Raw genomic sequence first — 26,476 nt, forward strand, 5'->3', positions numbered from 1 at the left:
AACCTGGTGACCCTAACGATCGACGGGTTCCAGGTCAGCGTCCCCAAGGGCACCCTGATCATCAGGGCCGCCGAGCTGATGGGCATCCAGATCCCCAGGTTCTGTGACCACCCGCTGCTCGACCCGGCGGCCAACTGCCGTCAGTGCCTGGTCGACATCCCCGACGCCGGCAACGGCCGCGGCTTTCCCAAGCCGCAGCCGTCGTGCGCGATCGAGGTCGCCGAGGGCATGGTCGTGCAGACCCAGCTCACCTCGCCGGTCGCCGAGAAGGCGCAGCGCGCGGCGATGGAGTTCCTGCTGATCAACCACCCGCTGGACTGCCCGGTCTGCGACAAGGGCGGCGAGTGCCCCCTGCAGAACCAGGCCATGTCCAACGGCCAGGGCGAGTCCCGCTTCCAGGAGCAGAAGCGCACCTTCCCCAAGCCGCTGCCCCTGTCCACCCAGGTGCTGCTCGACCGCGAGCGCTGTGTGCAGTGCGCGCGGTGCATCCGCTTCTCCGACCAGATCGCCGGCGACCCGTTCATCGAGTTCTTCGAGCGCGGCGCCAAGGAGCAGGTCGGGGTGGCCGACGGCGAGCCGTTCCAGTCCTACTTCTCCGGCAACACGGTGCAGATCTGCCCGGTGGGCGCGCTGACCGGCGCCGCCTACCGGTTCCGGGCCCGCCCGTTCGACCTGGTGTCCACGCCGAGCGCGTGCGAGCACTGCGCCTCGGGCTGCGCGCAGCGCACCGACCACCGGCGCGGCCGGGTCACCCGCCGGCTGGCGGGCAACGACCCGCAGGTCAACGAGGAGTGGAACTGCGACAAGGGCCGCTGGGCGTTCACCTACGCCACGCAGCCCGACCGGCTCAAGACGCCGCTGGTCCGCAACGCCGACGGGGTGCTGGAGCCCGCGTCCTGGCCGGAGGCGCTCAGCGTCGCCGCCCAGGGCCTGGCCGCCGCCCGTGGGAAGGCCGGCGTGCTGGTCGGCGGCCGGGTCACGGTCGAGGACGCCTACGCCTACGCCAAGTTCGCCCGGCTCGCGCTCGGCGGCAACGACATCGACTTCCGGGCCAGGCCGCACTCCGCCGAGGAGGCCGCCTTCCTGGCCCACGAGGTCGCCGGCAAGGGCATCGAGATCTCCTACGCCGACCTGGAGAGCGCGCCCGCGGTGCTGCTCGTCGGGTTCGAGCCCGAGGAGGAGTCGCCCATCGTCTTCCTGCGCCTGCGCAAGGCGTGGCTGAAGCGAGGGCTCAAGGTCGCGGCGATCGCCCCGTTCGCCACGCCGGGCCTGGTGAAGATGGGCGCCACGCTCATCCACACCGCGCCGGGCGCGGAGGCCGAGGCGATCGGCGAGCTGGTCGGCACGCTGGCCGAGGGCACGATCGTGCTCGCGGGCGAGCGGCTGGCCGCCGTGCCCGGCGCGCTGTCCGCCCTGTCGCGGCTGAGCGCCGCCTCGGGCGCCCGGCTCGCCTGGATCCCGCGCCGGGCCGGTGAGCGCGGCGCCCTGGAGGCCGGTGCGCTGCCCAACCTGCTGCCGATCGGCCGCCCGGTCGACGACGAGAGCGCCAGGGCGGAGGTCGCCCGGGTGTGGAACGTGGCCTCGCTGCCCGCCACGCCGGGCCGCGACACCACGGGCATGCTCGCCGCCGCCCTCGACGGCGAGCTCGACGCGCTGGTCGTGGCCGGCGTCGACCCGTACGACCTGGCCGATCCCGCGGCGGCGCTGACCGCGCTGGAGAACACCCCGTTCATCGTCAGCCTGGAGACCCGCGCGAGCGCCGTCACCGACCGGGCCGACGTGGTCCTGCCGGTGGCCACCGTGCAGGAGAAGGGCGGCACGTTCGTCAACTGGGAGGGCAGGGGCCGCTCGTTCGAGGCGCCGATCAAGGTGCCCGGCCTGCGGAGCGACCTGGCCGTGATCGGCGACCTGGCCGACCGGATGGACCTGCACCTGGGCCTGCCCGACGCCAAGGCCGCCCGGCGCGAGCTGTCGTCGCTGGGCTCCTGGCGCGGCACCCGCGTCGCGGCGCCCAGCACGGGCAGCCGCACCAGGCCCGCGCCCGCCGCCGGACAGGCGCTGCTGGCCACCTGGCACCTGCTCCTCGACGAGGGCCGGCTGCAGGACGGCGAGCCCTACCTCGCGGGCACCGCCCGCGCCGCCGAGGCGCTGGTCTCGGCGGGCACCGCGGTGGAGATCGGCGTCGTGGACGGCGACAAGCTCGTCGTCGGCGGTGCCGGGCCGCAGGCGGTCACGCTGCCCGTCCGCATCGCCGACCTGCCGGACCGGGTGGTCTGGGTGCCGTCGAACTCGGGCGGCTGCTCGGTCACGCGCGATCTCGGCGCCGTGTCGGGCGACATCGTCACGATCGGGAGCGCCTCATGATGAAAACCGTTCTCGCGGCCGATCTTGCCGACTTCGGCAAGGATCCGCTCTGGATCACCATCGTCAAGGCCGTGATGCTGTTCGTCTTCGTGATGCTGAGCGTGCTGTTCGGCGTCTGGTTCGAGCGCAAGCTCATCTCCAGGATGCAGAATCGCTACGGCCCCAACCGGGCCGGCAAGTTCGGCCTCCTGCAGTCCGTGGCCGACGGCATCAAGATGGGCCTGAAGGAGGACCTGTACCCGAACACCGTGGACAAGGTTCTCTACCTGCTGGCCCCGATCATCATGGTGGTGCCGGCCTTCCTGGCCTTCTCCATCGTGCCGTTCGGGCCGGTGGTCAACCTGTTCGGCGTGCAGACGCCGCTGCAGCTCGTGGACCTGCCGGTGGCCGTGCTGTTCATGCTGGCCATGGGCGCCGTCTCGGTCTACGGCGTGGTGCTCGCCGGCTGGTCCTCGCGCTCGCCGTACGCGCTGCTCGGCGGTCTGCGGTCGGCGGCGCAGGTGGTCTCGTACGAGATCGCGATGGGTCTGTCGTTCGTGGCCGTCTTCCTGTTCGCCGGGACGCTGTCCACGTCGGAGATCGTCGCGGCGCAGGAGACGACCTGGTTCGCGGTGCTGCTCCTGCCGTCGTTCCTGGTCTACGTGGTCTGCATGTTCGGCGAGGCCGCGCGCATCCCGTTCGACCTGCCCGAGGGTGAGGGCGAGCTGGTCGGCGGCTTCCAGACGGAATACTCCTCGTCGCTGAAGTTCGCCGTGATCATGATGGCCGAGTACATCCACACCTTCACCGCCAGCGGCATCGCCGTCACGCTGTTCCTCGGCGGCTGGCGGGCGCCCTTCCCGATCTCGTTGTGGGAGGGTGCCAACGTCGGCTACTGGCCGGTGCTCTGGTTCTTCATCAAGTTCGTGCTGACGTTCTGCTTCATCGTGTGGGTGCGCGCGTCTCTGCCGCGGGTCCGCTACGACCAGCTGATGTCGCTGGGCTGGAAGGTCCTGATCCCGGTCAACCTGGCGTGGATCCTGCTCGTCGCCGCGGTGCGCAACGTCCTGTTCGTCAACAACGGGACATTCGAGGGCGACCTGTACATCTCCGCCGGGCTCGGCGTGGTCGTCGTCATCGGCGCGCTGGCCATCTGGATGCGGTTCGACACCGTCAACCAGCGACGCAAGGAAGCCAGGAAGGCGGAGGTCGAAGCCGAGTTCGAGGAGCTGTCCAACGAGCCGACGGCAGGCGGCTTCCCTGTGCCGCCGCTCGATCTGCCGCACTACCACGGGGTGCAGCACAAGGAGATTCCCAGTGGGACTAACTGATTGGCTGAACCCCGTCAAAGGCTTCGGGGTCACCTTCCATACGATGTTCAAAAAGCCCGTCACGACCAACTATCCGGAGGAGAAGAGGCCGACGGCCCCTCGCTTCCACGGGCGGCACCAGCTCAACCGCTGGCCCGACGGGTTGGAGAAGTGCATCGGCTGCGAGCTGTGCGCCTGGGCGTGCCCGGCCGACGCCATCTACGTGGAGGGCGGGGACAACAGCGACGACGAGCGCTTCTCTCCGGGGGAGCGGTACGGACGCACCTACCAGATCAACTATCTGCGGTGCATCCTGTGCGGCCTGTGCATCGAGGCCTGTCCGACTCGCGCGCTCACCATGACCAACGAGTACGAGCTCGCCGACAGCAACCGCGAGAGCCTCATCTACACCAAGGAGATGCTGCTCGCGCCGCTGACCCAGGGGATGGAGCAGCCTCCGCACCCGATGCGGCTCGGTGAGACCGAAGAGGACTACTACCGGCTGGGACGGACCAATGGGTGAGACCATCACTTTCTGGGTGCTCGCCGTCATTTCCGTCGGCGCGGCGCTCGGCATGGTCTTCAACCGGAAGGCCGTCTACTCGGCGCTGATGCTCGGCACCGTGATGCTCTGCCTCGCGGTCCTCTACGCCGTGCAGGAAGCGCCCTTCCTGGCCGCCGTGCAGATCATCGTCTACACCGGCGCCGTCATGATGCTGTTCCTGTTCGTGCTCATGCTGGTCGGCGTCGACTCCTCCGACTCGCTGGTCGAGACGCTCAGGGGACAGCGGTTCTGGGCGGCGATCGCCGGTCTCGGCTTCGCGGCGCTGATCGTGCTGGCCGTGGGCAACGCGGTCTTCTCCAGCCAGGCGGGCCTGGCGGCGGCCACGGCGCAGGGCGGCTACATCCGCTCCATCGCGCTGCTGCTGTTCACCAAGTACGTCTTCGCGTTCGAGATCACCTCGGCGCTGCTCATCACCGCCGCGCTCGGCGCGATGGTGCTGGCGCACCGGGAGCGCGAGGAGAAGAAGGTCACGCAGAAGGAGCAGTCCCGCGCCAGGTTCCTGGGCGACCGGCCGTCGCCGCTGCCCGGCCCCGGCACCTACGCCCGCAACAACGCCATCGACATGCCGGCGCTGCTGCCGGACGGCTCGGTCGCCGAATCCTCGGTCAACCGCTACATCGCGCGGTACGACGTGGAGCGGGGGCTCCTCCCTGAGGATCCCAAGCTCGCCGAGGCCATCAAGCACAGGGCCGAGGAGGAGTCCAAGTGACCACGCATTACCTCATCCTGTCCGGCCTGCTGTTCGCCATCGGCGCGATCGGCGTGCTGACCAGGCGCAACGCGATCGTGGTGTTCATGTGCGTCGAGCTCATGCTCAACGCCTGCAACCTCGCGTTCGTCACCTTCGCCAGGCAGGTGGGCAACCTCGAAGGTCAGATCATCGCGTTCTTCGTGATGGTGGTGGCCGCGGCCGAGGTCGTGGTAGGCCTGGCAATCATCGTGACGATCTTCCGAACCCGCAGGTCAGCGTCGGTCGACGACGTCAACCTGCTGAAGTACTAAGAGGTGACTGGTGGAATCTCCTGCTGAGATCATCCAGCACACCGCTGGTGGCGCGATCGGGTTGTCCTGGCTGATGATCGTGCTCCCGTTGCTGGGGGCGCTCATCCTGCTGGTGCTCAACCGCCGCACCGACCGGTGGGGCCATCTGCTGGGCGTGGCCATGTCCCTCGCCTCGTTCGTCGTGGCGGTGCTGGCGTTCGTCGAGCTGCTCGGACTCGGGGAGGCTGAGCGCCGGCAGGCCGTGCACCTGTACGAGTTCATCCCGGGCATGGTGGACATGGGCCTGCTGATCGACCCGTTGTCGATCAGCTTCGCGCTGCTGATCACGGGTGTCGGATCGTTGATCCACATCTACTCGATCGGCTACATGTCGCACGACCCGGACCGGCGCCGGTTCTTCGCCTACCTGAACCTGTTCGTCGCCGCGATGCTCCTGCTGGTGCTGTCCGACAACTACGTCGGGCTGTTCATCGGCTGGGAGGGCGTCGGCCTGGCGTCCTACCTGCTGATCGGCTTCTGGCAGTTCAAGCCGTCGGCCGCGGTCGCCGCCAAGAAGGCGTTCGTCGTCAACCGCGTCGGCGACCTCGGCCTGCTGGTCGGCATGTTCATCATCTGGACCACGTTCAGCACGCTGAACTACAGCGAGCTCACCCCCGCGGTGCTGGAGCAGTCGGCGGTCTCGCCGGGCGCCATCACCGCCATCGGCCTGCTGCTGCTCCTCGGCGCCTGCGGCAAGTCCGCCCAGGTCCCGCTGCAGTCCTGGCTGCTGGACGCGATGGAGGGCCCGACCCCGGTCTCCGCCCTCATCCACGCCGCGACCATGGTCACCGCCGGCGTCTACCTGGTGGTCCGCTCGGGGCTGTTCTTCGAGGCCTCCAGCGTCGCCTCGCTGGTCGTCGCCATCGTCGGTGTCGTCACGCTGCTCGCCGGTGCGATCATCGGTTGTGCCAAGGACGACATCAAGAAGGGCCTGGCCGGCTCGACGATGTCGCAGATCGGTTACATGATGCTCGGCGCGGCCCTCGGCCCGGCGGGTTACGCCTTCGCCATCGCGCACCTCATCGCGCACGGCTTCTTCAAGGCCGACATGTTCCTCGGCGCCGGCTCGGTCATGCACGGCATGAACGACGAGGTGAACATGCGCAAGTACGGCGGTCTCCGCAAGTACATGCCGATCACGTTCGCCACGTTCATCGTCGGCTACCTGGCCATCATCGGCTTCCCGTTCCTGTCCGGTTTCTACACCAAGGACGGGATCATCGAGACGGCCATGGAGCACGGCGCCTGGATGGGCTGGCTGGCCGTCCTCGGCGCGGGCATCACCGGCTTCTACATGTCGCGCATGATCTTCATGACGTTCTTCGGCGAGAAGCGCTGGGAGAAGGACGCCCATCCGCACGAGTCGCCCGCGGTGATGACCGTGCCGCTGATCCTGCTGTCCATCGGCTCGATCGGCCTCGGCTACTTCCTCATCATGAACAACCGGCTGATGGACTTCCTGGCTCCGGCCGTGGGCGTGCCGGAGCACCGGCCTGAGTTCCACGTCTTCAGCACCACCACCGTGGGCCTGTCCACGCTGGTGCTGGTCGCGGCCGGCACCGCCTTCGCCTGGTTCAAGTACGGCCGCGCTCCGGTGCCCGCCGTGCAGCCGCGCGGCTCGTTCCTCACCACGTTCGCCCGGCGTGACCTGTACGGCGACGCGATCAACGAGTCGCTGCTCATGCGCCCCGGCCAGTGGCTGACCCGCTTCGCCGTCTACTTCGACAACCGGGGCATCGACGGGCTGGTCAACGGCCTGGCCGCGGGCATCGGCGGGAGCTCAGGGCGCCTGCGACGGCTCCAGACGGGCTTCGCCCGAACGTACGCGCTGTCCATCCTGATCGGTGCCGCCCTGGTGACCGGCGCCCTGCTCCTCGTTGGGAACATCTGATGTCGGAACTCTGGCTCCCGATCATCATGGCGGTGCCCGTGCTGGGCGCCATCGTGGTGGCCCTGCTCCCCAAGGGCGGCGACAAGCTGGCCAAGCAGGTCACCCTGGCGGTCTCGCTGGTGGTCCTGGCGCTCACGCTGGTGATGGCGTTCCAGTTCCCCGGCGCGGCCGGCGACAGGTTCAAGTTCAAGGCGACGTACGACTGGATCCCGACCTTCGGGGTGCACTTCGGCGTCGGCGTCGACGGTGTGGCGCTGGTGCTGATCGCCCTGTCGGCGGTGCTGGTGCCGATCGTGGTGCTCGCCTCCTGGCACGACGCCGACGGCGTCAAGACCGCCGACGGCACCGTGGTCGCGCCCAAGCGGTCGGTGAAGACGTACTTCTCGCTGCTGCTGGTGCTCGAAGCGATGATGATCGGCGTCTTCGCGGCGACCGACATCTTCCTGTTCTACGTCTTCTTCGAAGCCATGCTGATCCCGATGTACTTCATGATCGGGTCGTACGGCGGTGCCCAGCGGTCCTACGCGGCCGTCAAGTTCCTGCTGTACTCCCTGTTCGGCGGCCTGCTCATGCTGGTCGCGGTCATCGGGCTCTACGTCATCGCGGGCAAGCAGACGTTCATGTTCCCCGAGCTCGTCGGGGTCATCCAGGACCCGGCCACGCAGAAGTGGCTGTTCGCCGGCTTCTTCATCGCCTTCGCGATCAAGGCGCCGCTCTGGCCGGTGCACACCTGGCTGCCCGACGCGGCCGCGCAGGCTCCGGCGGGCGCCGCCGTCCTGCTCGTGGGCGTGCTCGACAAGGTCGGCACGTTCGGCATGCTCCGCTTCTGCCTGGAGCTGTTCCCCGACGCGGCCAAGGCGTTCACGATGCCGATCGTGGTGCTCGCGGTGATCAGCATCATCTACGGCGCGATCGTGGCCATCGGGCAGACGGACATGAAGCGCCTGATCGCCTACACGTCGATCTCGCACTTCGGCTTCATCGTGCTGGGCGTGTTCGCCATGTCGCAGGTCTCCCAGGCCGGCGCGACGCTCTACATGGTCAACCACGGCTTCGCCACCGGCGCGCTGTTCCTGGCCGCCGGGTTCCTCATCGCCAGGCGCGGCTCGCCGCACATCGCCGACTACGGGGGCGTCCAGAAGGTCGCTCCGCTGCTGGCCGGCTTCTTCCTGATCGCCGGCCTGGCCGGGCTGTCGCTGCCGGGGCTGTCGACGTTCGTCAGCGAGTTCATGGTGATGATCGGCGCCTACTCCAGCACGGCCGCCGGGTCGGGCGCGTTCGTGGTGGCCGCGATCGTCTCCGCGACGGCCGTCATCCTGGCCGCCGTCTACATCCTGTGGATGGTGCAGCGGACCCTGAACGGGCCCACGGCCGAGCCGGTCAAGGCGTTCAAGGACCTCAACGCGCGGGAGATCTGGGTGATGGCGCCGCTCATCGCTCTGGTCATCGGCTTCGGGTTCTACCCCAAGCCGCTGCTCGACGTGATCAATCCAGCGGTCACCAGCACGCTGACCAACGTGCACGTGGACAATCCGGCTATCGCTGAGAAGGGAGCCGGTCAGTGAACAACACCATCGTGGCGCCGACGATCGAGTACGGCACGCTGGCGCCGCTACTGCTCATCTTCGGCGCCGCCATCGTCGGCGTACTGGTGGAGGCGTTCGCGCCCCGCTATCTGCGCAAGGCGATGCAGGTGCCCATCACCCTGCTCAGCATCGCGGGCGCGTTCGCCCTCGTCATCCTGCAGGTCGTCTCCGGCGACGTGCCGACCACGCCGGTCGCCATGGGCGCCCTCGCGGTCGACGGGCCGTCGCTGTTCATCTGGGGCGTCATCCTCGTCCTGTCGTTCGTCTGTGTGCTGCTGATCAACGACGAGGGTCACTTCGTCGCCTCGGCCGCCGCGGTGCCCGGCAGCGCCGACGAGGAAGAGGCCGAGCGCTCCGGCAGCGCGCACACCGAGGTCTACCCCCTCGCGCTGTTCGCGATCGGCGGCATGCTGCTCTTCCCGGCCGCCAACGACCTGCTGACGATGTTCGTCGGCCTTGAGGTCATGTCGCTGCCGCTGTACCTGCTGTGCGGCCTGGCCCGCCGTCGCCGCCTGCTGTCGCAGGAGGCGTCGATGAAGTACTTCCTGCTGGGCGCGTTCTCCTCGGCGTTCTTCCTGTACGGCACCGCCATGATCTACGGCTACGCCGGCACGGTCTCCTTCGCCGGGATCAGCCAGGCCATGGCGACGGGCGCGCTGCTCGACCCGCTGCTGCTGCTCGGGTTCTCGCTGCTCGCCGTGGGCCTGCTGTTCAAGCTCGGCGCCGCGCCGTTCCAGGCCTGGAAGCCGGACGTCTACCAGGGCGCGCCGACGCCCATCACCGCGCTGATGGCCTCCGGCACGCTGGTCGCGGCCGTGGGCGCCCTGCTGCGGGTCTTCTGGGCCGGTCTGGGCAACCTGGACTGGAACTGGCGGCCGGTCATCTGGGTCATCGCGGCGCTCACGATGATCATCGGCTCGATCCTGGCGATCACCCAGACGGACATCAAGCGGATGCTCGCCTACTCCTCCATCGCGCACGCCGGCTTCCTGCTGGTGGGTGTGGTGGCCACGTCCAGCACGGCCGCGGGCAACGCCATCTCGATGCAGGCGATCCTGTTCTACCTGCTGGTCTACGGTCTGGCCACCGTGGGCGCGTTCGCGGTGGTCACGCTGGTGCGCGACCCCGGCGGCGAGGCGAACCACCTGTCGCGCTGGGCCGGGCTGGGCAAGCGCGCGCCGATCCTGGCGGGAGTCTTCGCCTTCTTCCTGCTGGCCTTCGCCGGAATCCCGCTGACCAGCGGCTTCTTCGGCAAGTACGCCGTGTTCACGGCGGCCCTGGCCAGCGGCAGGGAAGCCGGCGACTCGCTGGGCGCCTGGATGACCGGGCTGGTCGTGGTGGGCGTCGTCGCCTCGGCGATCGCGGCGTTCTTCTACGTCCGCGTCATCGTGCTGATGTTCTTCAACGAGCCGGCGGCGGACGGACCGTCGATCGCGATCCCCAGCACGGGGACCGTGGCGGTCATCTCGATCGCGATGCTGGTTACGGTAGGAGTCGGGGTGTTCCCGGAGCCCGTGCTCCAGCTCGCCCACAACGCCGCTGCCGGCCTTTTCATCAGATAGGGGATTTATATGTCCGCGCCTCCCGTGGTTGACCTTCCCATCGCGGATGAGCGGTTGGCGCAGGATGTGGCCAACGGACTGGCCGCCGTCGAGAAGCTGCTGCGGACCTCGGTGGAGAGCGAGGACGCCTTCGTCACGGAGGCGTCCAAGCATCTCATCCAGGCCGGTGGCAAGCGCTTCCGCACGCTGATGGTGCTGCTGGCCGCCCAGTTCGGAGACCCGTCGGCGCCGGGCGTGGTGCCCGGCGCCGTGGTGATCGAGCTGACCCACCTCGGCTCTCTCTACCACGACGACGTCATGGACGAGGCCCCGGTGCGCCGGGGCTCCCCGTCGGCGAACGCCCGGTGGGACAACACCGTGGCCATCCTCACCGGCGACTACCTGTTCGCCCAGGCGTCCGACCTGCTCGCCGACCTCGGCCCCGAGCTGATCCGGATCCAGGCGCAGACGTTCTCCCGCCTGGTGCAGGGACAGATCCGCGAGACCGTCGGCCCGCGCGCCGACGAGGACCCGGTGGTCCACTACATCAGCGTGCTGGAGGACAAGACCGGCTCGCTGATCGCCGCCTCCGGCCGCTTCGGCGCGCTGCTGTCCGGTGCCCCCGCCGAGATCGAGGAGCGGCTCAGCCGGGCCTGCGAGGCGATCGGCGTGGCCTGGCAGCTCGGCGACGACCTGCTGGACGTGGCCTCCACGTCCACCGAGTCGGGCAAGACGCCGGGCACCGACCTGCGGGAGGGCGTCAAGACCCTGCCGGTCCTCTACGCGCTGGCCGACGACCCGTCCTCCAGGCTGTCGGAGCTGCTGTCGGGACCGGTCCCGGAAGCGGACGTCGAAGAGGCGCTGACCCTGCTGCGGGCGCACCCGGCGATGGCCAGGGCCCAGGCCGACCTGGACGACTGGGTCAACCGGGCGCGGGACGACATCTCCAACCTTCCCGACATCCCGGCCCGGGACGCCTTCCTGTCGCTATGTGACTACGTGGTCGAGCGTTCGGGCTGACCTGGCGATGCGTGCGGCCCGCGCCGTACGGAAGCTGTCGTACGTGAAGATCGCCAGTGCGAGCCACACCAGCGAGAACCCGATCCACCGGCTCGGCGGCATGGTCTCCTTGGCGATCAGCACCCCGCACAGGAACTGCAGGACGGGCGCGATGTACTGCAACAGCCCGATCGTGCTCAGCGGTACCCGGTTGGCGGCGGCGGTGAAGAGCATCAGCGGCACCGCCGTGATCACGCCCGCGCCGACCAGCAGCAGGAGGTGCCCCACGCCCTGGGTCCCGAACGTGGCCTGGCCCGCCTGCTGCAGGAACACCAGGTAGCCCAGCGCCGGCAGCAGCAGCACCAGTGTCTCCACCGTCAGGCTCTCGCCGGCGCCCACGTTCGCCTGCTTCTTGATCAGTCCGTAGGCCCCGAAACTGACGGCCAGCACCAGTGCCATGTACGGCGGCCGCCCGTAGTTGACGGCCAGTACCAGCACGGCCAGTGCCCCGAACCCCACGGCCACCCACTGCAGCCGCCGCAGCCGCTCGCGCAGCAGCACCACCCCGAACACCACGCTCACCAGCGGGTTGATGAAGTAGCCGAGCGCGGCCTCCACCACATGGCCGGTGTTGACCGCGTAGATGTAGGTGCCCCAGTTGACCGTGATGATCACGGCCGCGAGGGTCAGCAGCCCGAGCTTCCTGGGCTGCGCCACCAAGCCTTTGATCCACGACCAGTGCCGCCGCACCGCCAGGATCGCGACCACGGCCACCAGCGACCACACCATCCGATGCGCCAGGATCTCCACGGCCCCCGACGGCTTGAGCAGCGGCCAGTAGAGCGGGAACAGTCCCCACAGAATGTAGGCGGCCACTCCGTACAGGACACCGCGTCGCATGTCAGGCATGAAGCCTATAGTCGGGCATTACCACCCTTCATCACAAATGCAATCCTCTGCCCAAGACCATGTAGGAACCGTAAACCGTTGAGCCGTCCGTACCGGTCCGCGATCTACTACCATCCGCCGGAGCAGCGGAAGACGGCGGAGACGTCGCGGGACGCGTACGAGAAGGTGCTCAAGACAGTTGTCCGGTCAGCCTGAGCCTGATGCGGACTCAAGGATCGCGCTTCTGTGCAGAAAGATATACAGTCCATGTATGACTGTTCTGCACGACGCTACTGAGCTGAGCGTCACAGAAGCAGCCCACCGAGGGGTGGCCCGCCTGGTGGCTGATGCGGAGCGGGGGACCGATCTGGTGGTCACCCGCAGACATCAGCCGGTGGCGGCCGTAGTGAGCATTCGCCGACTCAATGAGTTGGAGGAGGCAGCGGCTGATCTGCGTGATCTTGCGCTTGTGCTCGCTCGGTCGGTCACGGACGCGGGGGAGCGGGTCTCGCTCGATGACGTGCTTGCTGCCTTTGGGCAAACTCGCGAGTCGCTGGCCGCCATCCCGGACGATGAGTGAGTCGTGTCCGACGTCGTCTTTACGGCGCCAGCGGTCGATGACCTCCGACGCATTGGCCCAGATGCGGTGCCCAAGGTACTCAAGAAGATCCTTCTCCTGCTGGATAATCCTGAGGCCGGTTACCCGCTCGGTGGGGAACTGACCGGTTTTCGGAAGCTGGTGGTCGGCCGTAACACCTGGCGTGTCGTCTACCGGATCACTGAGGACAAGTCGGTGGAGATCTGTGAGGTGTGGGCCGTCGGTGAGCGTGCCGACGCGGAAGTGTACGCGGAGGCGACAGCGAGGGTTCGCAAGGCGGGTACTGCCCGTCCTGAGCTTGTCCAGCTCGGCCAGGTGATTGAGCGTCTAGGCACGCTAGCCGATCATCTTCGGATTGAGGAAGCACCCCCTAGAGAACCGGTGCCGGATTGGCTGGCGGACCGGTTGATCCACACGGTCGGAATGGCCCGCGAGGACGTTGCTGCTCTTGATCTTCAAGAGGCTGTCGACCTGTGGGCGGAGTACCGATCTAGGCCCCAATAGGTCGCACATCTACTGTCTGAAGCGAAGCGCTACCACCAGCAGTTCCCTTTCAAGGAGCCGAACGGCTCCGGCGCCCGGTTGGTCTGACCTCCGGCGAGGCGAGGACCCGCGCCGATAGTCAGATCCTGACCCTTGATCGCGCAAGGGCTCGCTTCCGGGTCCTTCCCGGGCCTCGCTACGACGGAAGGCGCAGAGCGAACGTCGTGCGGACGCCTGGGGTGCTGGTGACCGTGGCTGTGCCGTTGTGTGCTTCGGCGAGGTTGCGGACGATGGCGAGGCCGAGTCCGCTGCCTCCGGTTCGTCGGTTGCGGGACTTCTCGGCTCGCCAGAACCTGTCGAAGACGTGGGGGAGGTGCTCGGCGCGGATCCCGACCCCTGTATCGGTCACCTCGATGACGACGTGGTCGCCATCCTGGCGGGCGGCCAGGGTGATGTGCCCGCCGGGTGGGGTGTAGCGCAGGGAGTTGGTGACCAGGTTGCCGATGGCCTGGCGGAGGCGTACCGGATCTGCGGTCAGTGCGGGGTCGTCGGTGATCGCGGTGGTCAGGGTGAGGCCTGCCGCTTCGGCCCGGCCTCGGTGGGCGGTGGCCACCTGGTCGAGGAGGTCGCCGAGGTGGACGGGTTCGACGTGCAGCCGGAGTTTGCCCGCGTCGGCGAGGGCGAGCTCCTGAAGGTCGTCGACGATGTGCTGCAACAGCAGGATCTCCTCGACCAGCGACGCGATCAGCGCCGGGTCCAGCTCGGCGACGCCGTCCTGGGCCGCCTCCAGCCACCCTCTGAGGTTGCTCAGCGGGGTCCGCAACTCGTGGGAGACGTCGCTGACCATGGCCTTGCGCTGCTCCTCCATGCGCTGGAGGTGCTCCGACATCTCGTTGAACGCCGTGGCGAGCTCGCTGATCTCACCGGTCGTCCTGACCGTGACGCGGGCGGAGCTGTCCCCGTCCCGCATCCGCCGCGCGGCGTGGGTGAGCGCGTTGACCGGCCCGACCAGGCGCCGGGCCGCCATGACGCTCACCCCCACGGTCAGCACGAGCACGAGGAGGGCGGCGCCGGCGATCGACGGGAGCGGGATGCGCTGGCCGGTGGCCTCGGCGGGGGAGCCGATGTACAGGTAGGCCGCGGGCGCGACGTACGGATCGAGTTGCTCCTTGCGGGCGGTGACGATGCAGGACGAGATCGTCTGATCGGGCTCCGCGTCGGAGGGCTGCTTCTTCCTGGAGATCCAGGCGAAGTCGAGGCCGACCGAGCCCCGTTCCGTGCTCTTGCCCTTGAGGCACCTGCCGACCAGGAGGTTGAGCTGCTTCAGCGCGGCCTTCTCGGTGCGCGTCGGCGTGCTGAAGGTGGCGGCGTCGCAGGCCTGCGGCACCGCGACGGCCTCGCGCGGCACCGGTTCCGGCTGCGGGTGCGGCTCCGGGGCGGTTTCCTTGCTGGTCGTCGTCACGACGGGCCGGCCGGTGTTCGAGACGGTCAGCTGTACGGCCTGCCCGGTACGGTCGGCGCAGGTGGCGTAGGCGCCGGCGGCCTTGACCAGCCGGGCGCGATCGGCGGCGGACAGCAGGAAAGGCCCCACCGCGCGTGGATCGATCCGGTCCCTGGCCGCCCCGGGCACCAGGGTCACGTCCACGGCCAGTGGGTCGACGACGGCCGACACCCTGGCGGGCAGTGGGGTCCCGGCGGTCGCCGAGTCCGCGATGAGGGCGCCCTTCTCGGTGGTCAGCGCGATGCGACGGTTGTTACGGGCGGCGAGATCGCGCACCGTGGCGGCGACGCCCGACCATTCCGGATGGCGGGAGGCGTAGCCGAGCAGCTTGTTGTTGATCTGGGCATCGCTGGCCAGCGTCTGACCCTGCTCACGCTGGATGGCGCCGGAGGTGCTGCTGGCGGCCAGCCACGCCGTCGCGCTGATCGAGCAGACCGCCACGATGGCCGAGCTCGTGAGCAGCCTGACGAACAGCGACCTCATGCGTGGGTCAGTTTGTAGCCGACGCCGTACACGGTCAGCAGCCGGACCGGGCGGCGCGGATCAGGCTCGATCTTCTTGCGCAGGTTCATCACGTGCACGTCGACCGTGCGTTCGGTGATGAACCTGTCGAAGCCGTGGATGCGCTCCAGCAGCTGCTTCCTGGTGAACACCCGCTCCGGCTCGGCGGCCAGCGTCTCGATGATCCGGAACTCCGCGAGCGTGCACTCCACCAGCGTGTCCGCCGCGGTGACGGTATGCCTGACCGGGTCCACGACGAGGTCGCCCGCCTGGAACAGCCGCCGATCGTCCTGGGACCTGCCGGTACGGCGCAGCAGCGTCCGCACGCGGGCCATCAGCTCACGGGGGCTGTACGGCTTGGCCACGTAGTCGTCGGCGCCGAGGTCGAGCCCCAGCAGCAGGTCATCCTCGGTGGACCTGGCGGTCAGCATCAGGATCGGCAGGTCGGACTCGGCCCGCAGCACCCGGCAGACATCCAGCCCGTCGACCTTCGGCATCATCACGTCGAGCACCACGAGGCCGGGATCCACCCGCCGGGCCTCGTCGATCGCGGAACGCCCGTCGTGCACGACGAGGACCTCATGGCCCTCCCGCTCCAGATACCGCCTGAGCAGTTCGGCCTGCTTGGGATCGTCCTCGGCGACCAGTACATAGGCGCACATGACCTGAGGCTATGCGCATGCCAGGGGTGCATATGGGATCTGCATGACAACCAAACAGGTTTCACACATTCTGTCGCCAGGCTGCGGCGAGTGAGAACCAACCTGGTCCGTACGGCTGCCGCGGCGACCCTCGCCTTCCTGCTGACCGGCTGTGCGGCCGACGCGAGCACGGCCGTACGGCATGAGCCGCCGAGCAGTGCCGCGCGGTCGGAGCCGCCGAGCGGTGCCGCGCGGTCGGCGGCCGGAGCGAAGATCGCAAGCGTCAAGGGGTCCCGGATCACGGTCTACCGGAGAAAGGCGGGGGTGGCCCGGCGGACGATCACGAGCCCCAACGACTACGGCGTGACGCGGGTCTTCCTGGTGGACCGTGCCGAGGGTGCGTGGCTCCGGGTGCTGCTGCCGATCCGGCCGAACGGCAGCAAGGGCTGGATCAAGGCCACCGACGTGACGCTCGCGGAGACCGCCCACCGGGTGGAGATCGATCGCGGGGCGTTCAGGTTCACGGTCTACGACGGCGACCGGGCCGTCAGGACGGGCAAGGTCGCGACGGGCGAAGCGGGGACGCCGACGCCTCCAGGCCGCTACTTCTTCACCGAGCTGGTAAAACCCGTCGGTGACGGCGGGGCCTACGGCGCCTACGCCTTCGGGCTGAGCGGCTTCTCGCCCGCGCTGAAGAGCTTCGCCGGCGGTCCGGGCCAGCTGGCGGTCCACGGGACGAACAAGCCGTCCGCCATCGGCACCCAAGCCAGCCACGGCTGCGTCCGGATCAGCAACGACGACATCACCTGGATGGCGAAGAACCTGGCGATCGGTACTCCGGTCGTCATCAAGGGCTGAGGCCCGACTCGAATGAACAGGGGAACCCCTATGAAGATCAAAGCCATCATCATCGGCTTCGGCGCGGCGCTGATTCTGGCCGTGGGCCTCTCAGGCCTTTCGGGTACGGCCGCGGCCGATCCCAAGGAGCCGTCCGCCGCGCCCTCCGCGGTCCCGGCCGAACGTCGGTCCCCGGCCAAGGAGCCGTCCGCCGCGCCCTCCCCGGTCCCGGCCGAGGAGTCGACGCCGGGCCCGAAGGAGCCCGTCACCGTCAAGCCGGCCTACACCGGCTGATCAAGATGCGTCGAGGCAGGGCGAACACGTCAGAGTTCTTCCCGGCCGTGCCTGGTGCGACTCCTGTCAGCGAGCGATCAGTCTGCCCGGCAGGGGGAGAACGGTGGTCTTGGCCACCCGGCGGTTCTTGATCCAGCGAATCCGGACGGCTTCCCCGTCGGCGGTGGCGAGCTCCGGGACGGAGTCGCCGTCCACGTCGAGCAGCGCCGCATTGACCCCGCCCTGCCCGATCCAGCTCGGCCGGCTCGGCCCGTCGGCCGAGCCGTACAGGATGGCGACCCTGCCCGTGCCGCGAGCCACCGCGACGAGGTCGGTGTAGCCATCCTTGTCGACGTCACCGGCCGCCAACGACCCGGCGTGGTCGTCGGCGGGGGCACTGGTCCCGGTGACGCCAGGCAGCGCTAGTGTCTTCAGCCGACGTTTGTCGATGCCCGAGGGGCCTCCCCGCAGGACAAGAAGCTTGCCGTCACCGATCCCGGCGATCACGTCGGCGTACTTGCCACGGTGGAAGCGGCCCGTCCTTACCGACCAGCCGAACGGCTTCCGTGTGCACCTGGCGGTGTTCGCCTTGTTGTCAGCGCCCGCGGAACCGCCCGCGCACGCCTGCACATCCATAACGCGGCCGTCCACGTTTCCACTGGTCACCATGGTGTTCCCAGCGATCCGCACGCCTTTGGCCGATCCTTTGAACACGTGGATCGCCCCGCCGATGTCGTATCCCGGCCGTCCGGACGGCGCGGTGACCACCAGGTCGTTGTAGCCGTCGCCGGTCACATCCCCGGCGGCCAGTCCGGCGCCGAACAGACGACTGTGCTGGCTGAAGCCGACCACTCCCGGGGTGTTCTCGCTGAGCACCAGTGCTCCGGACGAGGTGAGACCGCGGCGGGAGCCGTACAGGACGATGGCCGCGCCGCCGTGCGTCGCCGCGGTGTCCAGTGTGGTTTCCGGCGCCCCGACGGCGAGGTCGACGTAACCGTCCCGGTTGAAGTCAGAGGTGGTCAGCGTGTTGCCGAAGCCGTGGCCGGTGCCCAGCCGGGGGACTCCGCCCTGGCCAGGGGTGAACCGGCTCGTCGGGCCGGTATAGCCGTCCGCGCGCCGGCCGTACAGGACGGTGACCGTGCCGGCGGCGCCGACCGTCACGTCCGCGAGGCCGTCGCCGTTGAAGTCACCCGTCGACAGTGCGGTCGCCCGCTGACTCCGGGTGGCTGCTCTGCCCCCCAGCGGCTGGATCGTGAGCAGCTGTGCGCCACCTACGACCAGGTCGGCCCGGCCGTCGCCGCTGACATCCCCGCGAACAGGGCGCGGAGCCGCCGAGGCGCCGATGCACAGCACAGCCGCCAACACGATGACCACTGAGCGAGGGGGCATGAAGGGATGATAACCGGCATCCCCGTCGTAGAACTGCGTTCTGTACGTATCTGCGCAGGTCGCCGTTACGGCACCGTCGCGGTTCTGGGGCCTGCTGCGACGAGCGCGCTTTTGACGACCCTCCCCTGCCCGCGGTCGCGTCAGCGACCAGGCCATCGTGGGCAGGGGGCACGGCCGTCAGGTCACTCGACCATGATCCGATGGATGGCCTTGGCCGGCCCGGCCTTGGCATCCCCTGACGACACCGCGAGGTAGCTGTACCTGCCGGCGGTGGCGGGCGTGTCGGTGAAGGTGTACGTGCCGTCGGCGTTCACGCGCACTGGCGGGAGCTTGACGCTTCCGGCGCTGACGTTGTCGATGGACACGCTGCGCTGCACGGTGAGCGTGGCCCCCGGCGAGGGCGGCCGGCCGCCCGCCGTCAGCACGCCGGTCAGCTCCATGGGCGTGCCGACGACGCCTGACTGAGGCCCGGTCATGGTGAGGGTGGATCTGTGCCTGACCGCCACGGTGGCGGAGGCGCTGCTTCGGCGGTAGCGGTCGTCGCCGTCCCAGAACACCCAGTAGGTCACCTCACCGATGTCCGGTGGCGTGTCCTCGAAGGTGAACGTGCCGTTCTTCTGCGTCGTCACCCCGGTGATCGGCTCTTTGATCCCGTTGATCAGGCGCCGGGTCACCGCGAGCGGCTTGATCCCGAGCGTCTTGCCGTCGGCGCGGGTGAGCCGTCCCTCGACGGTGACCGGTGAGCCGGCGTACTCCCACGCCGGGGCCGTCACCGTCAGCTTGGACGCCGGCAGTGCGGCGCCCGTCACCCGCCACAGCAGCAGCCGGTCCGCAGAGCTCCGCAGCAGCACGAAGACGTCCGGACCGGAGAACGCGACGCCGTCCGAGACCAGTTCGGCGTCCGGCTGGTCGGCCGCGAACATCACCGCGCCGGTCGCGGCGTCGTAGAGCGTGAGGTCGATGCTGCCCCACTGGCGTCCCGCGGCGATGTAGGCGCCGCCCGGGCCGAGCGCCACGGCCGACGGATACCCGTCCCAGCCGTCGCCGTAGGTGCCGGTCGCCGCCAGGGTCCTGGTGTCGTACCTGGTGAAGGGACCGGGAGCGTCGGCCGCGGCGAACAGGGTGGTGCCGTCGGAGGTCAGGGCGAGGTCGCGCAGGTAGTCCATGCGCCACTCCTCCCCGTCGATCGTGCCGCGCGGCTCCGCGGTGCCGCCGGCGACGTCGTAGACCAGCATGTCGGCGTGGTGCAGGCCGGTCAGGCCGACCACGAGCGTGTCGCCGGCGGCCGCGAGCACGGGAGCGCGCAGGTGCTCGCCCTCGACCGCCACCGGAGCCGGTGTGGCCGCGCCCAGATCCAGGCCGACGAGGCCGCCAGGGCCGTTGTCGTAGCACCCGTGCCCCACCCACAGCCGCTCGCCCAGCAAGGCCAGGGTGGACGGGCACGGGTGGGCCGACAGGTCGATCCGCCGGGTGACGGCGAGGCTCGCGGTGTCGATCTCGGCCACCTCGTTCGAGCCGGCGAGCGCCGCGTACAGGCGGGTGTCGTCCGCGTTCATGGCCAGTTCGCGGACGCCGGGCAGGCCGGTGACGACGTCGCCGGTGAGGTTTCCGTCGGTGCCGGCCACGATGATCCGGTCGTCGGCGGCGACGAACACCCGACCGGCGCCGACGACCAGGTCGGCGGTGTAGGAGTCGAAGGTCACCCCGAGGTCGGTCGTGGTGTCGGCCGCCGAGGCGGCGGGGGCCGCGACAGCGAGCAGGCCGGTGATCAGGCCGGCGGCGCCGCAGTAAGCGGCTAATCGGCGAACCAGTGGATGGCGCACGAAGACCTCCTGCACAAATGGGAACAGACGTTCTAATAACGTCTTATAGGGTGCTCCCACGTCAAGATCGGTCGGTCGCGCGACGCCAAACCGTGATCAAGATCCTCCGTCAGAGCGGGCGGTCAGTCCCCGGGCAGTTCGTCGAAGTACGGCTTCATCGCGGGGTAGTAGTCGCCGAAGTCGGGTGTGGGGGAGTCCTCGCGGGCGGCCACGAGCATGTCGAGGTAGTACTCCCAGCCGGGGCCGATCTCGCCGATGCCGTCCTCGGTGGACAGGTGGTGCACGAACCGCAGTTCGGTCGAGCCGGCCGTTTCGGACAGCAGGAGCTCCACCTGCCAGGACCCGGAGTCGTCGGTCATCGACAGGGCCAGCCGCTGGGGAGGGTCGCATGCGTCGATGCGCAGGTCGCACCACGGCGTCTGCTCCTCGTACGCCAGCTGCACTTGGATCGTCCGGCCGGGCGCGGCGTCGCCCTTCCACGGTCCGAACCAGCGGGCCGTGCGCTCGGGCTCGGTGAGACTGGCCCACACGTCCTCGGCGGACGCGCGGAACGTGCGGGTGAGAACGAGGTCGCTTCCGGCGCCGGTACGGAACAACCGGGCGGTGGGCGTGAGGCTCATGCGGTGTTCTCCTCTTCTTGGCCGGTCATGCCGTGGGCACGGCGATCGCGGCGGGTGCGATGGACCTCTGTTTCCAGGGCGTCGAAGTGGTGCTCCCACCCGGAGGGACGGGTGAGGAGGGCGATCCACTCGGTGAGCTCGGTGAGCCGCTCGGTGTGCAGGACGTAGAACCGCTGCCTGCCCACCAGCTCGACGTGGACCAGCTCGCCGTCCCTGAGGACGCGAAGGTGACGGCTCACGGCGGGCCGGCTGATCGCGAAGTGTTCGGCGATCTCCCCGGCGGAGAGCCGTTGGTCGCGCAGCATCATCAGGATGGCGCGCCGCACCGGATCAGCGATCGCGCCCGCTACCTTGTCCACCTGTGAAGCGTAACCTGTTGGTTACGCGTTAGGCAACCACCCGCTCGACTCCCTTTCCGGGGCAAAGACTGCACCGGCTGGGGCAAATTATCGAATGAGGTCTGTCCGGAATAAGACGCTGAATCTCTGGATAAAAGCACATGAAGTTCTTGTGCAGAGGAGACGTCATGACCGCTACCCAGCAGGGCCGCGACGAGGTCGCGTCGAACGGGAAGGAGCCGAGGCGGATCGACATGCCGATGCTCGGCATCGAGATCCGCCGGCGCGAGGTCGAGATGCCCCACGTGCCGATGCCCCACGTGCCGATGCCGCACATCAGCAAGCAGGAGTTCGGACACTACGTCGACGTCGCCCGGACGATCCTGCCGCCACCCGAACGCGTCGCCTACTACGGAGCGCTGGGCGCGATGGCGATCTTCGGGGCCATCGAGTGGCCGGTCGCCGCCGCCATCGGCGTGGGCATGGCCATCACGCAGCGAGGGCGACAGGGGTCGGCCAAGCCTGACATGCCCGTACGGGGACAGCAGCAGGCGCAGGGTTCCGGCAAGCCTGGCACGCCCGTACGGGGACAGCAGCAGGCGCAGGGGGGCGCGCCCGTACCGGTACAGCAGCAGGAGCAGGAGCCGAAGAAGCGTCGCGCGGCCGCCGCGCAGCAGGCGGTGGCCGAGGCCACGAAGAGCCGCAAGAGCGCTCCGCAGAGCAAGTGAGCAGCGACCTCGCCATGGACGGGAGGGTTTGAGAGCCTATGGCGCTGTTCGGCATGCTGCTCGACCTGCTTCCGCCACCGGTACGGAACGTCTTCCCGGACTCCCGCCCGGTGCGGAGTTGCCCAGGGGGAGTGCGGATCGAGCTGAGGAGCGTCGGCGGGCCCCGGACCGAGGGGCCCGCTCGCGTTCTCGAGGAGCGGCTGCGCGCGGTCGGCGCCGCGCGCGCGGAGGTGAACGGGGCGCTCGGCAGCGTGTTCGTGAGCTGCGACGAGACGACGGACGTCGCCAAGCTCGTGGCCATCGTGGCGGAGTGCGACGCCGACGACCGGACGGCCGGCCCGGCTCGCGTTCTCGACGGCGTGGAGCAGCAGGCCAGGGCGGCGTTCAGCCTCGGTCTGCACCTGGCCGGTGCCGGGCTGGCCATGACCGGCCGCCTGGCCCGCCTGCCCGCGCTGCCCGTCGCGGTGCCCAGTTTCGTCACGCTGGCCGAGCACACCCCGCGGGTGCGTACGGAGTTGGAGCGGCACCTCGGCAAGCCCGCCGTGGACGCGGCGCTGGTGACGTCCAGGATCGTCGCGCACACGCTCAGCCTGCGACCGGCGTCGCTGCTCGTCGACTCCGTCGCCGCGGCCGTACGCTACGCCGAGGCTCGTGCCCGGCGGCAGGCGTGGGAGCGGCGCGAGGAGGAGTTCGCGGTGACGCCGGGGGCGTACCGGCACATCGCCCCGGCCGTGGCGGCGCGGCCGGTCCCGCTGCCGCGCGGGCCCGTGGAGCGGTACGCCGACGCGGCCGGCGGAGTGTCGCTGGGCGCGCACGCGGTGACCTCGGTCCTCAGCCGGAGCCGCCATCGCGGGCTGTCCGTGCTGATCAGCGGCACCCCCAAGGCGGCGAACCTCGGCAGGGACGCCTTCACCGGCGCCGTCGGGCGCGCGCTGGCCGGGCGCGGCACGATGGTGCTCGACCGTGCGGCCCTGAGCCGCATGGACCGCATCGACACCGTCGTCCTGGACGCCGCCGTGCTCACCACGGGCGCGTGGACGATCGACGGCGTGCTGCCGCTCACCCCCGACGTGGACCTCGACGACCTGCACGCCCGCCTGTACACCCTCCTCGACCTCACCGACCCCGACGCCGCCCGCGCCCGCGACGGCTGGCAAGCCCGCCCGCACACACCCCAGAATGACCCCCGCCCAGATCGCGACCGCGTGCTGGAGGAGTGGCGTGAGCAGGGTGTACGTGCGGTGGAGGTGGTGCGGGGCGGTACCCCGATCGCGCTGGTCGGGCTGGCTCGTGAGCTGTATCCCGCCGCCGAGGCCCTGGTGGCGGCCCCGAAGGGGGCGTGCGAGGTGGTCCTGGCCGGTGGGGAGCCCGGCCTGGCTCGGCGCCTGATAGTGGAACGGTCCATCGACGGCGGGACCAGGCTGGCCGCGTCGGTGCGGGCGTTGCAGGCCGAGGGGCGTGGGGTGGCCGTGGTGTCGCGGCGCGGGCGGGGGGCGCTGCGCCAGGCCGACCTGGGGATCGGCCTGCTCGACGGCGTACGGCGGGTGCCGTGGGACGCCGATGTGGTCGCCGAGCTCGACGGCGTGCACCTGCTCCTCCGCTACCTGGCCTCGGCAAGGAAGGCGAGCGTGCGAGCGGTGTACGTGAGCGCCGCCGGCTCGGCCGCCGGTCTCGGGCTGGCGTTCCTCGGCCCGGCCACCACCGCGGTCGGGCGCGCGAGCCTGGTGCGCGACTGCGCCGGGCTGGCCGCCCTCGCGGCCGGGCAGTGGACGGCCAGGAGCGTCGGACGGGAGGCCCCGCCGATCCGCGCCGACCACACCCCTTGGCACGCCATGGCGGCCCGCGACGTCGTGGAACGCCTCCGCACGTCGCCCAACGGGCTGACCGAGTCGGAGGCCGAGCGTCGCAGAACCTCCCGGCCGGCGGCCAAGGGGCCGCAGTCCCTGGCCGGCGCGTCGGTGGAGGAACTGGCCAACCCGATGACCCCGCTCCTGGCCGTGGGGGCGGGCCTGTCGGCCGCGTTCGGCTCGGCGCTCGACGCGGTGCTGATCGGCGGCGTGATGGTGACGGGCGCGCTGCTCGGCGGCGCCCAGCGGCGGGGCGCCGACCACGCGCTGCACCATCTCACCGAGACGACCGCCGTCCGGGTACGGTTGCGCCGCCCCACGGGCCTGGTCCAGGGCGACGCCGACGCCCTGGTGCCCGGTGACGTGATCGAGCTGCGGGCCGGCGATGCCGTGCCGGCCGACGGCAGGCTGCTCAAGGCGGCCGGGCTGGAGATGGACGAGGCCCCCTTGACCGGCGAGTCGCAGCTCGTCGCCAAGACCGCCGCGCCGACCGCGGCGCCCGCCGTCGCGGATCGCGCGTCGATGGTCTACGAGGGTACGACCGTCGCGGCGGGGCACGGGCTGGCCGTGGTCGTGGCCACCGGTGAGGCGACCGTGGCGGGCCGGACCGCCAGGCTGAGCCAGGAGCAGCCGCCGCCGAGCGGGGTGGAGCTGCGGCTGCGCGAGCTGGGCCACAAGATCCTGCCGACCGCGCTGGGCTCCGGCGTGGTGCTGATGCTGGTCGAGCTGGTCCGCGGCTCGCCGTTGGCCCAGGCGCTCGCCCCGGCGGTGAGCATGATGGTGGCGGCGGTGCCGGAAGGGCTGCCGTTCGTCGCCACCGTGGCCGAGCTCGCCTCCGCCAAGCGCCTGTCCACCCGCAACACGCTCGTTCGCAATCCGTCCACGATCGAGGCCCTGGGCCGGGTGGACGTGCTCTGCTTCGACAAGACGGGGACCCTCACCGAGGGCCACATCAGCCTGCGCATGGTCTCGGACGGCCGGGTCGAGCAGAGCGTGGCGGAGGCCGTACCCAAGCTGAGGGCGATCGTGGGCGCGGCGCTGCGCGCCGGGCCCAGGTTCGACGGCGGGCGGGCCATCCCGCACCCCACGGACCGCGCGGTCGTGGCCGGCGCCGAGCGGCTCGGCATCACCCCGGAGGACGGGCTGCGCACGTGGCAGCGCGTGGACGAGCTGCCCTTCGAGCCGGCGCGCGGCTACCACGCCGTGCTCGGCCGGTCGGAGTCGGGACAGCTGCTGAGCGTGAAGGGCGCTCCCGAGATCGTGCTCTCCCGGTCCACCGGCATGGTCGTGGACGGACGGCACGTCCCGCTGGACGATCGGGTCAGGCGGGAGCTGGAGCAGGGGATGGAACGGCTGGCCCGGCAGGGCTACCGCGTGCTCGCGGTCGCCGAGCGGCCCGCCTCCAGCCGCGCCGACCTCGACGAGTCGCGCATTGAGAACCTGCGCTTTCTCGGGTTCCTCGGCATGGCCGACCCGGTGCGCCCGACGGCCAAGCGCAGCGTGGAGCAGCTCGTACGGGCCGGCGTACGGGTCGTCATGCTCACCGGCGACCATCCCAGCACGGCGGCGGCCATCGCCGCGGAGATCGGCGCGCTGGACGGGCTGCGGGTGATGACCGGCCCCGAGCTGGAGGCGCTCGACGACGACGCCCTGACGGAGGCGCTGGCCGAGGTGGCGGTGTTCGCCCGGGTCACGCCCGAGCACAAGGCGCGGATCGTCACCAGCTTCCGCACGGCGGGCAAGGTCGTGGCCGTCACCGGCGATGGAGCCAATGACGTGCCCGCGATCCGGCTCGCCGACGTGGGCATCGCCCTCGGCACGAACGCCGCCCCCGCCGCCAGGGCCGCCGCCGACATCGTCCTGGCGGACGACCGGATCGAGACGATCATCGACGCGATCGTCGAGGGCCGGGGCATGTGGGCCTCCGTACGCGACGCGCTGGGCATCCTGCTCGGCGGCAACATCGGCGAGATCGCCTTCACGCTCGGCTCCAGCCTCCTGACCGGCCGCAGCGCGCTGAACACCCGCCAGCTCCTGCTGGTCAACCTGCTCACCGACATGCTGCCCGCCATGGCGGTGGCCATCCGGCCGCCCAGCGCGTCCAGTCCCGAGCGGCTGCTGGCCGAGGGGCCGGAGGTCTCGCTGGGGGCCGCCCTGACGCGGGACATCTACCTGCGCGCCGTCGTCACGGCGGGCGCCGCCACCGCGGCGTGGTCGCTGGCCCGGCTGAGCGGCACGCGGGGGCGGGCGGACACGGTGGGTCTCATCGGCCTGGTGTCGGCGCAGTTGCTGCAGACGCTGGTGCTGGGCGGGCGGGACCGGGTGGTGGTGCTCGCCGCGGTGTCGTCGCTGGCCGCGCTGGTCGTGATCGTCTCGGTGCCGGGGCTCAGCCGGCTCTTCGGCTGCCGTCCGACCGGCCTCGTCGGCTGGGGCATCGGCCTGGGTTGCGCCGTGGCCGCGACCGTGGTGAGCGTGCTGGTCGAACGGCGATCCGTCACCGCCCGTTCACCGAACTGACACCCCTACCGATACCACTCCGTCACCTTTATAGCGAAATATGCTCGTAAATGCCCTTATGACCGTTAGGTAGAGAGTTGTCTGAGTTCTTCGCCTCCCTGCTCGCCAAGGCCGCCGTCATGCTGCTCGAAGCGCTGATCATGCGGTTCATCCAGAGCCTCGCCGCCTCGCTCTTCCGTCCCGTGGGCGTGCGGCTGGCCTAGCGTCCTCCAGGCG

23 protein-coding genes are annotated in these 26,476 nt (G+C 69.9%); 16 read left to right on the forward strand and 7 right to left on the reverse strand.

Going from position 1 to position 26,476, the window contains the following annotated elements; genetic code table 11:
- Positions 1–6: 6 nt before the first annotated feature.
- From OHA68_RS16355 to OHA68_RS16395, 9 genes are all read left to right on the forward strand, one after another.
- Positions 7–2,364, forward strand: a complete 2,358-nt coding sequence (locus OHA68_RS16355) for an NADH-quinone oxidoreductase subunit G (protein ID WP_407674447.1) — start codon at positions 7–9, stop codon at positions 2,362–2,364.
- Positions 2,364–3,674 carry an NADH-quinone oxidoreductase subunit NuoH gene (gene nuoH, locus OHA68_RS16360; RefSeq protein ID WP_327109516.1) on the forward strand — a complete coding sequence of 437 codons (1,311 nt, stop codon included), beginning with the start codon at positions 2,364–2,366 and terminating at the stop codon, positions 3,672–3,674. Before OHA68_RS16355 ends, nuoH begins: the two co-directional genes overlap by 1 nt.
- Positions 3,661–4,176 (forward strand): NADH-quinone oxidoreductase subunit NuoI, encoded by a 516-nt coding sequence (nuoI, locus tag OHA68_RS16365; RefSeq protein WP_327108395.1) that lies wholly within the window; start codon positions 3,661–3,663, stop codon positions 4,174–4,176. The genes nuoH and nuoI overlap by 14 nt, the downstream gene beginning before the upstream one ends.
- Complete coding sequence (locus OHA68_RS16370; RefSeq protein WP_327108396.1) at positions 4,169–4,927, forward strand: NADH-quinone oxidoreductase subunit J; 759 nt, start codon at positions 4,169–4,171, stop codon at positions 4,925–4,927. The genes nuoI and OHA68_RS16370 overlap by 8 nt, the downstream gene beginning before the upstream one ends.
- Positions 4,924–5,220 carry an NADH-quinone oxidoreductase subunit NuoK gene (gene nuoK, locus OHA68_RS16375; protein WP_189142155.1) on the forward strand — a complete coding sequence of 99 codons (297 nt, stop codon included), beginning with the start codon at positions 4,924–4,926 and terminating at the stop codon, positions 5,218–5,220. Before OHA68_RS16370 ends, nuoK begins: the two co-directional genes overlap by 4 nt.
- Positions 5,221–5,293: 73 nt before the next feature.
- Positions 5,294–7,150, forward strand: a complete 1,857-nt coding sequence (gene nuoL / locus OHA68_RS16380; RefSeq protein ID WP_327109517.1) for an NADH-quinone oxidoreductase subunit L — start codon at positions 5,294–5,296, stop codon at positions 7,148–7,150.
- On the forward strand, positions 7,150–8,715 hold the full coding sequence (locus tag OHA68_RS16385) for an NADH-quinone oxidoreductase subunit M (RefSeq protein WP_327108397.1): 1,566 nt from the start codon (positions 7,150–7,152) through the stop codon (positions 8,713–8,715). Before nuoL ends, OHA68_RS16385 begins: the two co-directional genes overlap by 1 nt.
- Positions 8,712–10,298: an NADH-quinone oxidoreductase subunit NuoN gene (gene nuoN / locus OHA68_RS16390; RefSeq protein WP_327108398.1), complete on the forward strand. Its 1,587-nt coding sequence runs from the start codon at positions 8,712–8,714 to the stop codon at positions 10,296–10,298. The genes OHA68_RS16385 and nuoN overlap by 4 nt, the downstream gene beginning before the upstream one ends.
- A 9-nt stretch (positions 10,299–10,307) precedes the next feature.
- Complete coding sequence (locus OHA68_RS16395; protein ID WP_327108399.1) at positions 10,308–11,297, forward strand: polyprenyl synthetase family protein; 990 nt, start codon at positions 10,308–10,310, stop codon at positions 11,295–11,297.
- Here the strand turns inward: OHA68_RS16395 and rarD are convergent.
- Complete coding sequence (gene rarD / locus OHA68_RS16400) at positions 11,265–12,185, reverse strand: EamA family transporter RarD (RefSeq protein ID WP_327108400.1); 921 nt, start codon at positions 12,183–12,185, stop codon at positions 11,265–11,267. The two genes, OHA68_RS16395 and rarD, sit on opposite strands and share 33 nt — an antisense overlap.
- 250 nt (positions 12,186–12,435) lie before the next feature.
- Between rarD and OHA68_RS16405 the strand changes: the two genes are divergently transcribed.
- Both OHA68_RS16405 and OHA68_RS16410 read left to right on the forward strand, forming a co-directional pair.
- Positions 12,436–12,744, forward strand: coding sequence for a type II toxin-antitoxin system prevent-host-death family antitoxin (locus OHA68_RS16405; protein ID WP_327108401.1), 309 nt, complete (start codon positions 12,436–12,438; stop codon positions 12,742–12,744).
- 3 nt (positions 12,745–12,747) lie between these two features.
- Positions 12,748–13,266 (forward strand): type II toxin-antitoxin system RelE family toxin, encoded by a 519-nt coding sequence (locus tag OHA68_RS16410; RefSeq protein WP_327108402.1) that lies wholly within the window; start codon positions 12,748–12,750, stop codon positions 13,264–13,266.
- 175 nt (positions 13,267–13,441) lie between these two features.
- Here OHA68_RS16410 and OHA68_RS16415 read toward each other — a convergent pair whose 3' ends face one another.
- Both OHA68_RS16415 and OHA68_RS16420 read right to left on the reverse strand, forming a co-directional pair.
- Positions 13,442–15,229, reverse strand: a complete 1,788-nt coding sequence (locus OHA68_RS16415; protein WP_327108403.1) for a sensor histidine kinase — start codon at positions 15,227–15,229, stop codon at positions 13,442–13,444.
- Positions 15,226–15,909: a response regulator transcription factor gene (locus OHA68_RS16420; RefSeq protein WP_189142165.1), complete on the reverse strand. Its 684-nt coding sequence runs from the start codon at positions 15,907–15,909 to the stop codon at positions 15,226–15,228. Before OHA68_RS16420 ends, OHA68_RS16415 begins: the two co-directional genes overlap by 4 nt.
- A 90-nt stretch (positions 15,910–15,999) precedes the next feature.
- Between OHA68_RS16420 and OHA68_RS16425 the strand changes: the two genes are divergently transcribed.
- Entirely contained in the window at positions 16,000–16,746 is a 747-nt protein-coding gene (locus OHA68_RS16425; protein WP_327108404.1) for a L,D-transpeptidase, read from the forward strand.
- Between the two features lie 30 nt (positions 16,747–16,776).
- Entirely contained in the window at positions 16,777–17,019 is a 243-nt protein-coding gene (locus tag OHA68_RS16430) for a hypothetical protein (RefSeq protein ID WP_327108405.1), read from the forward strand.
- Positions 17,020–17,085: 66 nt separating this feature from the next.
- On the opposite strand, the gene OHA68_RS16435 is transcribed toward OHA68_RS16430, so the two are convergent.
- The 4 genes from OHA68_RS16435 to OHA68_RS16450 all read right to left on the reverse strand — a co-directional run bounded on the left by OHA68_RS16435 (position 17,086) and on the right by OHA68_RS16450 (position 21,189).
- Entirely contained in the window at positions 17,086–18,387 is a 1,302-nt protein-coding gene (locus tag OHA68_RS16435) for an FG-GAP-like repeat-containing protein (RefSeq protein WP_327108406.1), read from the reverse strand.
- Between the two features lie 182 nt (positions 18,388–18,569).
- Complete coding sequence (locus tag OHA68_RS16440) at positions 18,570–20,210, reverse strand: hypothetical protein (protein ID WP_327108407.1); 1,641 nt, start codon at positions 20,208–20,210, stop codon at positions 18,570–18,572.
- 122 nt (positions 20,211–20,332) lie between these two features.
- On the reverse strand, positions 20,333–20,830 hold the full coding sequence (locus OHA68_RS16445) for an SRPBCC family protein (RefSeq protein ID WP_327108408.1): 498 nt from the start codon (positions 20,828–20,830) through the stop codon (positions 20,333–20,335).
- Complete coding sequence (locus tag OHA68_RS16450; RefSeq protein ID WP_327108409.1) at positions 20,827–21,189, reverse strand: metalloregulator ArsR/SmtB family transcription factor; 363 nt, start codon at positions 21,187–21,189, stop codon at positions 20,827–20,829. Before OHA68_RS16450 ends, OHA68_RS16445 begins: the two co-directional genes overlap by 4 nt.
- Before the next feature lie 167 nt (positions 21,190–21,356).
- Between OHA68_RS16450 and OHA68_RS16455 the strand changes: the two genes are divergently transcribed.
- From OHA68_RS16455 to OHA68_RS16465, 3 genes are all read left to right on the forward strand, one after another.
- Complete coding sequence (locus OHA68_RS16455) at positions 21,357–21,896, forward strand: single stranded DNA-binding domain-containing protein (RefSeq protein ID WP_327108410.1); 540 nt, start codon at positions 21,357–21,359, stop codon at positions 21,894–21,896.
- A gap of 38 nt (positions 21,897–21,934) precedes the next feature.
- Positions 21,935–26,260, forward strand: a complete 4,326-nt coding sequence (locus tag OHA68_RS16460; RefSeq protein WP_327108411.1) for a cation-translocating P-type ATPase — start codon at positions 21,935–21,937, stop codon at positions 26,258–26,260.
- 77 nt (positions 26,261–26,337) lie between these two features.
- Positions 26,338–26,463 (forward strand): hypothetical protein, encoded by a 126-nt coding sequence (locus OHA68_RS16465; RefSeq protein WP_327108412.1) that lies wholly within the window; start codon positions 26,338–26,340, stop codon positions 26,461–26,463.
- The last annotated feature ends 13 nt before the right edge of the window (positions 26,464–26,476 follow it).

Origin of the sequence: Nonomuraea glycinis, assembly GCF_035920485.1 — a bacterium.
In the GTDB taxonomy this organism is placed as follows: Bacteria; Actinomycetota; Actinomycetes; order Streptosporangiales; family Streptosporangiaceae; genus Nonomuraea; species Nonomuraea glycinis.

Coding starts and splice junctions, on each gene's coding strand:
- OHA68_RS16445 (WP_327108408.1), bottom strand. CDS start 20,830: ATGAGCCTCACGCCCACCGCCCGGTTGTTCCGTACCGGCGCCGGAAGC.
- OHA68_RS16405 (WP_327108401.1), top strand. CDS start 12,436: ATGACTGTTCTGCACGACGCTACTGAGCTGAGCGTCACAGAAGCAGCC.
- nuoH (WP_327109516.1), top strand. CDS start 2,364: ATGAAAACCGTTCTCGCGGCCGATCTTGCCGACTTCGGCAAGGATCCG.
- OHA68_RS16385 (WP_327108397.1), top strand. CDS start 7,150: ATGTCGGAACTCTGGCTCCCGATCATCATGGCGGTGCCCGTGCTGGGC.
- OHA68_RS16395 (WP_327108399.1), top strand. CDS start 10,308: ATGTCCGCGCCTCCCGTGGTTGACCTTCCCATCGCGGATGAGCGGTTG.
- OHA68_RS16430 (WP_327108405.1), top strand. CDS start 16,777: ATGAAGATCAAAGCCATCATCATCGGCTTCGGCGCGGCGCTGATTCTG.
- OHA68_RS16370 (WP_327108396.1), top strand. CDS start 4,169: ATGGGTGAGACCATCACTTTCTGGGTGCTCGCCGTCATTTCCGTCGGC.
- OHA68_RS16435 (WP_327108406.1), bottom strand. CDS start 18,387: ATGCCCCCTCGCTCAGTGGTCATCGTGTTGGCGGCTGTGCTGTGCATC.
- rarD (WP_327108400.1), bottom strand. CDS start 12,185: ATGCCTGACATGCGACGCGGTGTCCTGTACGGAGTGGCCGCCTACATT.
- OHA68_RS16460 (WP_327108411.1), top strand. CDS start 21,935: ATGGCGCTGTTCGGCATGCTGCTCGACCTGCTTCCGCCACCGGTACGG.
- OHA68_RS16415 (WP_327108403.1), bottom strand. CDS start 15,229: ATGAGGTCGCTGTTCGTCAGGCTGCTCACGAGCTCGGCCATCGTGGCG.
- OHA68_RS16420 (WP_189142165.1), bottom strand. CDS start 15,909: ATGTGCGCCTATGTACTGGTCGCCGAGGACGATCCCAAGCAGGCCGAA.
- OHA68_RS16455 (WP_327108410.1), top strand. CDS start 21,357: ATGACCGCTACCCAGCAGGGCCGCGACGAGGTCGCGTCGAACGGGAAG.
- nuoL (WP_327109517.1), top strand. CDS start 5,294: ATGATCGTGCTCCCGTTGCTGGGGGCGCTCATCCTGCTGGTGCTCAAC.